This window comes from Maritalea sp., from assembly GCF_051251695.1.
Classification (GTDB): domain Bacteria; phylum Pseudomonadota; class Alphaproteobacteria; order Rhizobiales; family Devosiaceae; genus Maritalea.
In genome coordinates this window covers 1-11,970 of the sequence record NZ_JBPOEU010000046.1, presented here as the reverse complement: position 1 = coordinate 11,970, position 11,970 = coordinate 1, and the positions used below count along the sequence as shown (strand labels likewise).

Sequence of the window (11,970 nt, the reverse complement as noted above, 5' to 3'; positions counted from 1 at the left end):
TACCAGACACGCGGCCCGCTCTTTAAGTCTTATCTTTAAATCTCGATACTTCTGAAGGTCGCATCACACCAAACCCTTGTTTTGGCATAGTGTTTCCTGGAAGCTCGGCGTCATCGCCCCAAATAGCTTGGTAAGTGTCATAGGCTCGGCGCTGTCTTTGCAAACGCACAGCAACAAGCGCAAGCAATCCCCACCAACCTGTCATGGCGGCCCACATCCAGATAGGCGCATTTGCCGCCCAAAGACCGGTCACAATCGTGACAATAATCAAGCCCAGAGCTGTATAGCCAACGATCTTATGGATGAGCTCAAAAGCCAAGCGGCGCGGCGTCATATCGAAGTGATCACCGCGAAGCGTGCCATCGGGATGTGGCGCTGTCGGCCCACCTTTTGATCCCCGCAGAAAGCCTGACAAAAGCTGGAGTGCGCCAAGGCTCATGACCGTATAGCCTAAGAACTGGTGACGTCCTGCAGCCCCAATATTTTGCGCCGAGACCAAGATAAGAAGCAGGGCGGCGCAAGCAATGGCGAAGGACGCGATTTGTCCCCAAAAATGAACGCGCCACCAGAATGTGTTGTCCAACTCGCGCGGCCAGTCTTGATTGGGCATGATTTTGTAAAACCGAGCAATCAAAATGGCCACAGGCGTCAGCGTGCCCCAAGAGAGAACCATGAGCCGCGCGTGCCACGAGAGAGCAAAGCCAATCTCATGGGGACGCGCGGCATCAATAGGGGAGAGGAGCCAATCAAGCATCAGCCTTTAACCGCACCCGCAGTCATGCCGGTGATAATTTGTTTAGAGGCAATGAATGTGAAGATGATCGGCGGGATCGCGAGCAGCATACCGGTGGCCATGATGACCCCCCAGTTGATGTCATATTCCGTGATCGAGTTCACGATGGTCACAGGGACTGTACGCGTGTTGCGGTCCAGCAGTGCGTTACCAAGCAAAAACTCATTCCAAGCGATGCGGAACGTAAAGATCGCCGCGGCCGCGAGGCCAGGTTTGATAATCGGCAAGACCACCAGGAAGAAAATCTGAATGGGATTTGCGCCATCCATGCGCGCGGCTTCCTCCAGTTGCATTGGAACTTGCACGATGAAGGATTGCAGGATCCAGATCACGAAGGGCAAGTTCATCGCGGTGTAAACCAAGATGATGCCAGTGAAAGTCCCGTCCAAACCATACTGAAATGTCCAGATGCCGAAAACTGGTACAAGCAAAACAGCAGGAGGAACCATACGCATCAAAAGCGTGGTCATGGAAACTGTGCCGCGGCCCATAAACTTAAAGCGCACCAAAGCGTAAGCCGCCATGCAGCCCATCAACAATGTGAGCCCAGTCGAGACGAGCGCAACATAAATGGAGTTGCCCAAAGCGCGCCCGAACGTCGGATCACAGTAATCGACATGGGATGGATCGTACCAAAGCACATCACAAAGCACGGTCTCATAGTTGGCAATTGTCGGCGCAAAGAAGAACGCTGAAACGGAGCTATCATACACATCCACATTGGTCTTAAATGAGGTCGCCAGCATCAAGATGATCGGCCCAAGGGACATGACCACCAACATGACGATGAGCATATAGAAAAGTGGGTTCTGGGTTTCTTTTTGAACAGACATTATTCAGCTCCCTTCGCAGCAGCCGCTTCAAGGCGAGCAGTACGATTTTCTTGCGATTTATTGTATGCGAACATTGCGATCGTCAGTGTCATCAGAACCATAAGCAACGTGTTTGACATGGCTGCAGCTTCCCCAAGTTCTTGGAATTCTTGCGCCGTACGGAAAATCCGCAGAGCTACAATTTCAGTCGACAAGCCGGGGCCGCCATTTGTGAGCACCATGATCACTTCGAGTACTTTGAAGGCGTCAATCAAACGCAGCATGAGTGTCACGATCAGTACCGGCAGCATCAAAGGCAGTTTGATGTAGATGATTTTTTGCATCTCCGTGGCACCGTCAATTTCTGCGGCTTCCAAAGCAGAGCGCGGCAAAGATTGCATCGCGGCGAGTGACAAAATGAAGATAAACGGCGTCCACTGCCAGACGTCGGCCATGACCACAGCCACAAAGGACCACGTGCTGTCAGAGAGCCAAGGAATGCCTTCATCAAAACCCCAGCTTTTAAGCGTGCGATTGAAAATGCCGACAGTCGGATGGTACATGTAGCGCCACATTAAACCGACAACGATCGGAGCAATCATCATAGGCAGGATGAAGACTGTGCGCAGCAGGGACATGCCTTTGATGTTACGATCAAGCAAGAGCGCAAGCCCCACGCCGATGATCATCTCAAGCGTCACAACCACTGCAGCGAATTTAACGGTCACCCAGAAACTCTCGCGGAACGCCGCATCATGCATCAGATTTACATAGTTGCGCAGGCCAATAAAATCAGCCTCTCCGATACGTTGGCTGGGGCTCCAATCCAAAAAACTGGCATAGATCATGTAGCCAATCGGATATAATAGAGCGACAGCGAGAATGATCGCGGCAGGTGCCATAAAAATATACGGAGTGAGCCGGTTAGCTTTGATTGCGATGCTCATCAGCGTTGCCTTACCAGTTGAGAATTGAAGGAAAATTGGGATTGTATTTTGATCTCAGGGGATGCCCCGCATTTCTGCGAGGCATCAGGGGATTTACTGCCAAGTGTAGTAGCCAGCATCTTCCATAATCTTTTTGGCGCGCTCTGCAACACCGTCGAGAGAGGTCTGAATGTCAGCACCTTCTGTCAGAACTTTTGACATTGTTGTGCCCAAGTCAGCGTTGATCTTACCCCAAACTGGGATGATTGGACGCCAGTCTGGATCTGCATTTTTCAGCGCTTCACCAAAGATCGCCATGTGTGGGAACTTCGCGTTCACATCAGCATCTTCATGCGTTGAGTAACGTGATGGGTTGCCGCCAGCCAAAGCGATGAGCTTGTCGGCTTTCTTAGATGTCAGCCACTGCATCAAGAGGAACGCTGCTTCTTTGTTCTCAGCATTTTTAGGAATGCCGATACCGAAACCGCCCGTTTGTGAGCCCGCACGCACACCAACTGGATGAGGTGCCCATCCAACATTACCAACAACTTTGGATCGGCTCGGATCGTTCACTTGACCAGCAAAGACAGTAGAGTCGAGGAACATCGCAGAAGTACCTTGCAAGAAGGATGCACCCGCTTCAGCAAACCCAAATGTTGCCGCGCCTTCGGTCCCGCAATCGACGATTGTTTTGAGCGCTTCAGCTGCTTGAACACCTGCGGCGTTGTTCACAATCGGGTTCCAGTTGTCATCAAAGATGCGGCCGCCAAGAGGCGCGAGGTGCAACAAGAACGCGTGGCTAGCGTGGTGGCCAGAAGCCGCACGAGATGCAAGACCGCCCATACCCGGCTCGAGCTCAGGGATTTTACATGCAACATCGAGCAGTTCTTCATAGTTTGTCGGAACTTCAAGGCCGTGCTTGTCGAAGATGTCTTTACGGTATCCAAGGATAGACGTTTCAGAGCCAAACGGTAGACCGTAGAGGGATCCCGTTACGCCTGGAAGATATCCTTTTTCACCACCGGCTATGCCGACATTGGCGACATAGCCTTCGACCAAATCCGCAGCATCATAGCTTGGATCAGAGAGCTTAGGGTTCATAAAGTACCGTGCAAGGTTCTCAAGCTGATCCGCGTAAACGTAATCCGCTTTTGAAAATACAACATAGGCCAAAAGATCGTAATCGCCTGAGTTTTTCGTCAATTCAAGCGTCTGTTTTTCACGCATTTTCAGGTATTGAAGCTGGTCCACTTCGACGCGGATGCCCGTCTCTTTTGTAAACTCAGGCAGGACTTTCATCACCGCATTGTAATGTGGGTGCGCAGGAAAGTTCACGACCAAAGTCGTGCCTTCATACTCGTCATATGGCCCAGCCACAGCAGCGGCTGCCGTCATTGAAAGCGCTGCTATAGCACTGACAAGAGTGGTCTTGATATTCATCATTTTTTTCCTCCCAGAAAATGAAAATATTGAAGATATAAGTTTGCCTTAAAGCGCGACTTCGGTCTCTTGATCAAAGAGATGCACGCCTTCAGGGTTGATCGCAAAACGAAGCTGGCCATTACGGTCGATTGGAATATCCGACTTCAACTCAACCTCGACTTTTTGCCCACCACATTCACAAAGCAGCACTGTTTGCGCCCCGATATATTCAGATACGACAATACTCAGAAGCAATGATTGATCGCCTGCGGCATCCGGATTGTAGACCAAGTCCGATGGGCGAACGCCAAGTGTCACTGTGCGCGCGGAATGCGCCCGAGCGACATCCGCTTTTGTCCGCGGTAACTTCACACTGAACCCCTGCCCTTCAACAAAAATTTCACCCGATTTTTCAATGATTTCCCCTTCAAGGAAGTTCATTGGCGGCATTCCTAAGAAGCCCGCGACAAATTTATTTGCAGGGTTTTTGAATAACTCTTTGGGCGTGCCTTGCTGTTGAATGTAACCGCCGTTCATGACGACGATCCGGTCTGCAAGTGTCATCGCTTCGATTTGATCATGGGTCACGTAAATCATGTTTTTGCGAACACGTTGACTCATCAACGCCAGCTCCGCGCGCATTTGACCACGTAATTTCGCATCGAGATTTGACAGCGGCTCATCAAATAGGAACGTGCTGCTGTCGCGCGTCAATGCACGCCCCATCGCAACGCGTTGACGCTGCCCGCCAGAAAGCTCTCCGGGCTTGCGATGCAAGAACGGGGTGAGACCTAGCGTCTCCGCCACCGCAGAAATCTTTTCATCAATTTCTGCCTTTGGCATGCGTTGCAAGCGCAGAGCAAAAGACATGTTCTTTGCAACATTCATATGAGGGTAAAGTGCGTAATCTTGGAACACCATCGCCAAGTCCCGTGCTTTCGGCTCCAAATGACTTACGGGCTTTCCGTCGATGTAAATCTCACCTTCGGTAACGCTCTCCAAGCCCGCAATCATACGCAGTGTCGTAGACTTGCCGCAGCCAGAGGGGCCAACGAACACAGTGAACTCGTTTTCATCCATCTCAAGATCAATGCCGTGGAGTACCTCAAAGGCTCCGTAACGCTTCACCAGTCCTTCTAAGACAATCTTTGGCATAGTTCTCCCCTACCTACCGTAAGCAACCCCGTCGCAGGCGCTGATCTTGTTACCGGTCACAATAGCACAAATGTTACCGGTCACAAAGAAGAATTTACGAAATATTAATTATAGAAATCAGATAGTTAATATCATGCGCAGCTTTGTCTAAAAATGGGGTTTGCAGGAACCTCAATATGATTCGTAGTTTTCTCTGAATCATCCGCTTGCAATAGCCGTGCAATCAGTGCGCCCGTCTCGCGTCCGATGATCAAGGGCTCCACCATAACCGTTGTGATGGACGGGAATGCAAAGCGCGAAACTTCGAAATTCCCGAAGCCAGCGATCGCCACATCTTCGGGCACTCTCACTCCTTTAGCGAGCAAATAACTCTGAACGCCAAAGGCGGCCAGATCCGACACACAAAAAATACAATCAGCATCAGGCCAAGCGGCCATGATCTGTTCTCCAGCTTGTGCACCAAGTTCAATCGACAAAGGAGGCTTTCCAAATTTCATCACACGATCACCGTCTAGCCCCGCGGCTTTCATGGCGGCGACGAAGCCTTTTCGGCGTGCAGCTCCACGCGTCCAAGCTTCATCTTCTTCGCCCAAGAATATGATGTTTTTATAGCCTTTGGCAATGAGTGCTTGCGTCATACGAAAGGCAGCATGCTCGTTTGAAAACCCGACAGTATGACCAATCGCCCGCTCAGGACGTTCCCAAATTTCAATGATTGGGATGTCCACGCTGCTCAACAATTCATAGGTACGTTCAGTATGCCCATCATAGGACAGGACCATTGCCTCAGGTCTACGGCGCAACAACGCTTCGACCAAATGTTCTTCACGTTCGGAAGAATAGCCTGTGTGACCCAGTAAAATCTGCAGATCAATTTTTTCCAACTCTTCGGTCAGCCCTTGAATGGTCTGCGCAAAGTGAAGGTTATTCAAAGAGGGTAGAAGCGTGGCGACGAAGCCGGATTTCTTAGTGCTCAGGCTACCTGCCATTTGATCAGGAACGTAATTAAGTTCTCTTACAATCTTTAAAATATGCTCACGGGTTTCAGCCGAAATAGGACTGTTTTTTTTGAGAGCCCGTGAAACCGTCATGCGCGACACGCCAGCGGCTTTGGCAACGTCGCGCATGGTAACTGGTGTTTTAGGTTTGTCGGATGAGCTGAGGCGATTGGGCAAAGTCGGAACTTTCAAATTGATGTGTTTGAAAGATAGTAGCGCTCACTCCCCAGCAAAGCTAGTTACCCTTTTTGCAGCTCTTACGGCAAAATTTGCAACTCCGGATGCAAAAGTGCGTTTGGCACGTCTTGGTAGGACACGGGGCGCAACCAACGTGCAATTGCTAAGGTTCCAACGGACGTCACGCGCACATCTGTGCTCGCGGGGTAAGGCCCGCCATGCATCATTGCTGAGCACACTTCGACGCCTGTTGGGAAGCCATTGCACAAAATACGTCCTGCTTTTTCCTCCAAGATCGGCATCAAAGTACGTGCTAAATCAGCGTCGCCATCATCGAGGTGCAGCGTCGCTGTCAGCTGTCCTTCAAGCTCTTCAGCCAACTCTTGCATTTGCGCAGCATCATCACATTCGATCAAAACACCCGCAGCCCCGAAGACTTCATGCTGCAGTTCTGGTGTTTTCATCCAAGTTGCTGCGTCAATTTTGAAGACGGCAGGCGATGCATGACGAGCAACGTCTGACCGCGCGCAACTGCCCAACTCCTGCATCAAACCTGCAAAGCCTTTCACGCCCGTTTCAAACGCCGAGTGAATGCCGTCCGTCAGCATTTTTTGCTCAGGAGCATTGGCCAAAGCTTTCACTGCACTGGCCGTGAAGGTGTCAAAATCGGTGCCTTTAACCGCCACAACAACGCCCGGGTTTGTGCAAAATTGCCCCGCGCCCATGACGAGCGAGCCAATCCATGCAGCGCCAAGAGCATCAGCACGGTTCGCCAATGCATTTGGCAGCATAAAAACTGGATTTACCGAACCAAGCTCGCCGTAAAACGGGATGGGATGAGGACGCGAATGGCAAAGGTCGTAGAGTGCGCGCCCGCCACCGAGTGAGCCAGTAAAGCCGACCGCACGAATATCTGGGTGTTGTACCAAAGCAGTGCCGATAACACGGCCAGGGCCTTGCAACATTTGGAAGGTTGCCGCGGGCATGCCGCAAATTTCCATGGCTTTTGCCACAGCTTGCCCAACCAACTCCGCTGTGCCGGCATGCGCTTCGTGACCTTTAACGATCACAGGGCAACCGGCTGCCAAAGCACTCGCGGTATCGCCGCCTGCAGTGGAAAACGCGAGTGGGAAGTTGGACGCTCCGAAGACCACAACAGGGCCAACAGGACGATGGGTCAAGCGCAGATCAGAGCGCGGCAACGGCGCACGATCAGGCAGAGCTTCGTCAACGCGAATGTCGAGATAATCGTCTTGCTCAATCACATCCGCAAACATACGAAGCTGACCTGTCGTGCGGCCTCTTTCGCCATTGAGACGCATGTCCGGCAAACCGGTTTCGGCGCAACCTGTCATGGTGATTTCGTCGCCCAAGACATCCATTTGCTCGGCGACACAGCGCAAGAACGCAGCGCGATCCTGACGTGAGACAGCCGCAACGGCGCGAAAGTCGCGGCGCGCAGCCAAACAAGCTGCATCGACTTGTGCCGCTGAGGCTTGTGCAAATTCCATACCATCCAGATCCGCACTTGCGCGCAGTTGGTCCGATCCTTGCCATGCCCCATCGATGAGATTTTTTCCAGTCAGCATTTTATTTACCCCAGTTCAAAACAAGTGGATCAAGCGGCTTGAGCAAGCTGATCAAGCGCGTACGGATATCGGCGTGTAGCGGTGCGATTGGGTGACGGCAGAAATCGGATTTGATGACGCCGCCTTCAACCATAGCTGCCTTACAAGACTGCCAACCACATTGGCGGTTCTCATGATTAATCGCCATAGCCACACGGCCGTAAGCTGCAGTAGCTTCATCCATGCGTCCCGCGTGAAAGTGGGTCAGAACCGGCTTGATTTGGTCTACGATCATCCCTGATGTCATCGTCCCAGTTGCGCCTGCATCGAGATCAGCAAGCAACGTAATGGCCTCTTCGCCGTCGAATGGCGCTTCAATCGCATCCCCGCCCAACGCAATAAGGTCGCGCAATTTGTTGGCGGCCCGAGGGCATTCGATTTTGAACAGTTTGACCATCTCAAGCTCAGTGGCCATTTTGACCAAGAGCGGCACTGGAAGATCAACGCCAGAGAGCGGCGCATCTTGCACCATGATCGGGATACCGACTTCGCTCACGGCGGCGAATTGCTCGAAGGTTTGCTGCGCATTCCCTTTGAGCAAAGCACCGTGATATGGCGGCATCATCATGACGATATCAGCGCCAAGGCTCTTGGCGAAACGTGCACGCTCAACCACGATCTGAGTTGCAAAGTGACTGATGGTGACAATCACAGGCACGCGGCCAGCAATGTGATCGATGGAGAGCTTCGTCAACACTTCGCGCTCGGCATCCGAGATCAAGAACTGCTCGGAGAAGTTGGCCAAGATACAAATACCATCAGCCCCTTGATCGATGAGGCAATCGAGCACGCGCTTCATGCCCTCAAGATCAAGCGTGCCATCTGGATTGAACGGCGTTGGCGCGACTGGCCAGATACCTGTGTATGCAGAGTTCATGTCGATTTACTCCACGATATCAAAGTTATGCAGGTGTTTGTCTGAGATCGTGATCCCAAGACCTGGTTTGTTATCATCGAGATCAATGTAGCCATCAACGGCATCAGGATCGCCTTCAAAGATGTAGTAGAATAACTCGTTGCCCACTTCGACATCATGCACAGGGAAGTATTCCGCGATCGGGCAGTTCACGTTCGCCATAGTCAGGTGATAGTTGTGCATCTGGCCAGCGTGCGGGATGACTGGGATTTGGTAAGCTTCTGCAATTGCGTTGATTTTTTGCGCCGCTGTGATGCCACCAACGCGATTTGTATCGTACTGCAGAACGCTGACGGCTTTCTTCTCCAACAGCTGCTGACAACCCATAATGGAGAACTCGTGCTCGCCGCCAGAAATCGGTACGATCCCCATAGCGTTGAGTTCGGCGTAGCCATTTACATCATCCGCGATCACCGGCTCTTCGAGCCAACGTGGCTCATATTTGGCCAATTTCGGCAACATACGTTTGGCGTAATCGAGGTTCCAACCCATGTAACATTCGAGCATCAAATCCACATCGTAGCCCAAGACTTCGCGCAACGCTTCAACGCGTTTGAGGTTCTCGCGCATCCCCTTCATGCCGTCTTTAGGACCAAAGCCAAAGCGGGTTTTAAAGCCTTGATACCCGTGCTTCATCGCCTCTTCAGCTTCCGCCTGCATAGACTCAATTGAGCCAGAGTAGAGTTTAGAATAATACGCTGGAATTTTCTCTTTTGTACGTCCACCGAGCAGTTTGAATACAGGCTTATTTGTCAGTTTACCCATCAAGTCCCAGATCGCCAGATCGATCGCTGAGATAGCCGTCATGCCAATGCCTTTGCGGCCCCAAGCATGGGAGCGGCGGTACATTTTGTCCCAAATGTAAGCGTAATCAAATGGATCTTCACCGATCACCATCGGCGCATACCAATCATCGATGGCCTTTTTCACAACAGTCGGAGCAAGGGCTGCATTGCCGATGCCGATTGTGCCATCATCTGTCTCAACTTCGACAGTCAACCATTGGTGAAAACGGAAAGACGCCATTGCATCGCCTTTGTCCCAAAGCGCATCAGAGGCATTGGTACAAAAATTGCCGGATGGAGGCACAGTCGGCCCTTTCCAGTTCCAGACACGGGTGCGGATCGATTTGATTTTCGTCATAATTCTATTCCTTTAATGCCAACGCAAAGCGAGGCTTGTTATTTATGCGTCGCGCGAGGCGCGATGTGTCTTGGCCATGCGTACCAGCAATGCAAACGCTTGTTGCGTTGCGCCGACGTTGGCTTTATTTTGTCCTGCGATATCAAAGGCCGTTCCATGTGCAGGGGTCGCCACAGGAATAGGCAGCCCACCGGCAACAGTGACACCGCGTTCAAAGCCCATCAGTTTAATCGCAATTTGACCTTGGTCGTGATACATGGTCACAACCGCATCAACCTCGCCGCGCATGGCTTTGAGGAACACGGTGTCCGACGGCCAAGGGCCCGTGACATTCATTTGCTTGTCTTGGAACTTTTTGATCGCAGGCTCTAAGATGTCGATCTCTTCGCGGCCAAATTTGCCGTTGTCACCTGCGTGTGGATTAAGAGCTGCCACCGCAATAGATGGACGTTCATTGCCCGCGCGGCGCAAAGTGTCATTGGCAAGATTGACGGCGCGCGTCACGCCCTCTTGGCTGATGTTTTCAGCAACGTCTTTAATGCCAATATGGCTGGTCACGCGGGTCGTCATCAACTTATCGAGCACGTTGATCTCTGAGTGATACCCTTCAAAGCCCAAGTAGCGTGCCATATATTTATGTTCATCTTCAGCGTTCAAACCTGCAGATGTCATAGCGGCTTTGTTGAATGGCGCGAAGAGCACACCATCCACGAGGCCAGCTTGCGCCAAATCTAAAGCCTTATCGAGGCAGCGCAATGAGGTGGTGCCGCCCGCGACTGTCACCTCAGAGATTTTCACATCATCCTTATCAATGGTCTCCATCTCAAGATGAGACAAACCAGATTGATCTGCGATGTCAGCTTCCTCGATCGCATTCAGTTCAACAGGCAAATCCGCTTGCTCAGCGCCCTGCTGCCACAGATGACTGTCTCCAACCAAAACAATGTCAGCAGCCTCAAGCGTGCCATTTTCATTGAGCAATCTCGCGATCAACTCTGGGCCAATCCCTGATGGGTCTCCTGGCACAATTGCAATACGTGGCTTGCTCATGACAACCCCTCCCAATGTTTTGAATACCCGTCTGGCAAAATCACCATGACGTCTGGCTCAATGCCTGTTTCGAAGGTCTGGACGACTTCAAATGTGTCTAAGTTAAACCGTTGCACTTGTTTGCAGTCGATGGCGATATAGGCAAAAGCCGCCTCATCATCGATGCATAGAGCCAACGGGTTGGCTGGCGTTTTTTGCTCATGGAGCATTTCGCCCGTGGCCTCATCAAAAACCGAGAAAGAACCTCCAAAGTGGTTCATCGTCACGAGACGATTGCGTTTGCCATCATAATAAATGCGACATGGGTCATCCGGCGTAGGAAAGCTGCGTTTGATCTCAAGCGTGTTCGTATCAATCACTGCCGCCGTATTGGAAATACGTTGCGACGTGTACAAAAGCCCGGCGTCTTCACGCAAGCAACGCCCCTCGGGTTTCTCGCCCGTTTTGATGGACACAGGCTCGAAAGACGCATCACGCGGCTTGAACATTGTCACATCGTCAGAGGTCAAGTTCATGGAATAAGCTGTATCGCCATCACTGCTCAACGCAAACAGATGCGATTTAGATCCGCCTGTTGGCGTGATATAATCCCAACCTTGATCAAAAGCGCGCGGGTTGTCTTTTACCAGCAAATGCGCGGTCCATTCTGAGAGAACATACAAACGACCCTTATCGTCCAGTTCAATCCCATGCGGACGCGCGTGTTCGCCCAAATCATAGGTGTGCGCGATAGCTTGTTTCTCAATGTCGACAACGATCACCGAGCGCCCATCGGTGCCATCAATACCGGAGTTTTGCACGCCGTAATGGCCGACATAAGCGTATTTGAAATCCTTATCGACCACGAACTCATGAGGGTAATCAGGTAGGCCCAATCGCCCCTGCAGGGCTCCCGTTTCAATATCATACCAGCTCACGCAGTGACTGCATTTCTCAATTAGCATCATGGA

General features: G+C 51.5%; 10 protein-coding genes and 1 pseudogene. All 11 read right to left on the bottom strand.

What is annotated here, in order from left to right:
- Nucleotides 1-22 precede the first annotated feature (22 nt).
- The gene (locus tag ACSHWX_RS17110) at nt 23-754 is read right to left on the bottom strand and encodes a cytochrome b561 domain-containing protein (protein WP_435669436.1); all 732 of its coding nucleotides are present in this window, start codon (nt 752-754) and stop codon (nt 23-25) included.
- Nucleotides 754-1,626 (bottom strand): carbohydrate ABC transporter permease, encoded by an 873-nt coding sequence (locus ACSHWX_RS17105; protein WP_342856826.1) that lies wholly within the window; start codon nt 1,624-1,626, stop codon nt 754-756. The genes ACSHWX_RS17110 and ACSHWX_RS17105 overlap by 1 nt, the downstream gene beginning before the upstream one ends.
- The gene (locus ACSHWX_RS17100) at nt 1,626-2,552 is read right to left on the bottom strand and encodes a carbohydrate ABC transporter permease (RefSeq protein WP_342856825.1); all 927 of its coding nucleotides are present in this window, start codon (nt 2,550-2,552) and stop codon (nt 1,626-1,628) included. The genes ACSHWX_RS17105 and ACSHWX_RS17100 overlap by 1 nt, the downstream gene beginning before the upstream one ends.
- A 93-nt stretch (nt 2,553-2,645) precedes the next feature.
- The gene (locus tag ACSHWX_RS17095) at nt 2,646-3,974 is read right to left on the bottom strand and encodes an extracellular solute-binding protein (protein WP_435669435.1); all 1,329 of its coding nucleotides are present in this window, start codon (nt 3,972-3,974) and stop codon (nt 2,646-2,648) included.
- Between the two features lie 45 nt (nt 3,975-4,019).
- The gene (locus ACSHWX_RS17090; RefSeq protein ID WP_342856823.1) at nt 4,020-5,108 is read right to left on the bottom strand and encodes an ABC transporter ATP-binding protein; all 1,089 of its coding nucleotides are present in this window, start codon (nt 5,106-5,108) and stop codon (nt 4,020-4,022) included.
- A gap of 131 nt (nt 5,109-5,239) precedes the next feature.
- Nucleotides 5,240-6,283, bottom strand: a complete 1,044-nt coding sequence (locus tag ACSHWX_RS17085; protein WP_435669434.1) for a LacI family DNA-binding transcriptional regulator — start codon at nt 6,281-6,283, stop codon at nt 5,240-5,242.
- A gap of 80 nt (nt 6,284-6,363) precedes the next feature.
- On the bottom strand, nt 6,364-7,872 hold the full coding sequence (locus tag ACSHWX_RS17080; RefSeq protein WP_435669433.1) for an aldehyde dehydrogenase (NADP(+)): 1,509 nt from the start codon (nt 7,870-7,872) through the stop codon (nt 6,364-6,366).
- Between the two features lies 1 nt (nt 7,873).
- Nucleotides 7,874-8,788: a dihydrodipicolinate synthase family protein gene (locus tag ACSHWX_RS17075; protein ID WP_342856820.1), complete on the bottom strand. Its 915-nt coding sequence runs from the start codon at nt 8,786-8,788 to the stop codon at nt 7,874-7,876.
- A 6-nt stretch (nt 8,789-8,794) separates the two neighbouring features.
- Nucleotides 8,795-9,970 (bottom strand): L-rhamnonate dehydratase, encoded by a 1,176-nt coding sequence (locus ACSHWX_RS17070; protein ID WP_342856819.1) that lies wholly within the window; start codon nt 9,968-9,970, stop codon nt 8,795-8,797.
- Between the two features lie 147 nt (nt 9,971-10,117).
- A pseudogene (locus ACSHWX_RS17065) lies at nt 10,118-11,020 on the bottom strand (4-hydroxythreonine-4-phosphate dehydrogenase PdxA); the annotation flags it as partial.
- On the bottom strand, nt 11,017-11,970 hold a 954-nt coding region (locus ACSHWX_RS17060; RefSeq protein WP_435669432.1), incomplete at its 5' end, for a YncE family protein. The gene ACSHWX_RS17060 and the pseudogene ACSHWX_RS17065, both read right to left, overlap by 4 nt.

What these genes read in the sequence shown, in the direction of transcription:
- ACSHWX_RS17095 (WP_435669435.1), bottom strand. Translation starts at nt 3,974, where the DNA reads ATGATGAATATCAAGACCACTCTTGTCAGTGCTATAGCAGCGCTTTCA.
- ACSHWX_RS17075 (WP_342856820.1), bottom strand. Translation starts at nt 8,788, where the DNA reads ATGAACTCTGCATACACAGGTATCTGGCCAGTCGCGCCAACGCCGTTC.
- ACSHWX_RS17105 (WP_342856826.1), bottom strand. Translation starts at nt 1,626, where the DNA reads ATGTCTGTTCAAAAAGAAACCCAGAACCCACTTTTCTATATGCTCATC.
- ACSHWX_RS17080 (WP_435669433.1), bottom strand. Translation starts at nt 7,872, where the DNA reads ATGCTGACTGGAAAAAATCTCATCGATGGGGCATGGCAAGGATCGGAC.
- ACSHWX_RS17090 (WP_342856823.1), bottom strand. Translation starts at nt 5,108, where the DNA reads ATGCCAAAGATTGTCTTAGAAGGACTGGTGAAGCGTTACGGAGCCTTT.
- ACSHWX_RS17100 (WP_342856825.1), bottom strand. Translation starts at nt 2,552, where the DNA reads ATGAGCATCGCAATCAAAGCTAACCGGCTCACTCCGTATATTTTTATG.
- ACSHWX_RS17110 (WP_435669436.1), bottom strand. Translation starts at nt 754, where the DNA reads ATGCTTGATTGGCTCCTCTCCCCTATTGATGCCGCGCGTCCCCATGAG.
- ACSHWX_RS17070 (WP_342856819.1), bottom strand. Translation starts at nt 9,970, where the DNA reads ATGACGAAAATCAAATCGATCCGCACCCGTGTCTGGAACTGGAAAGGG.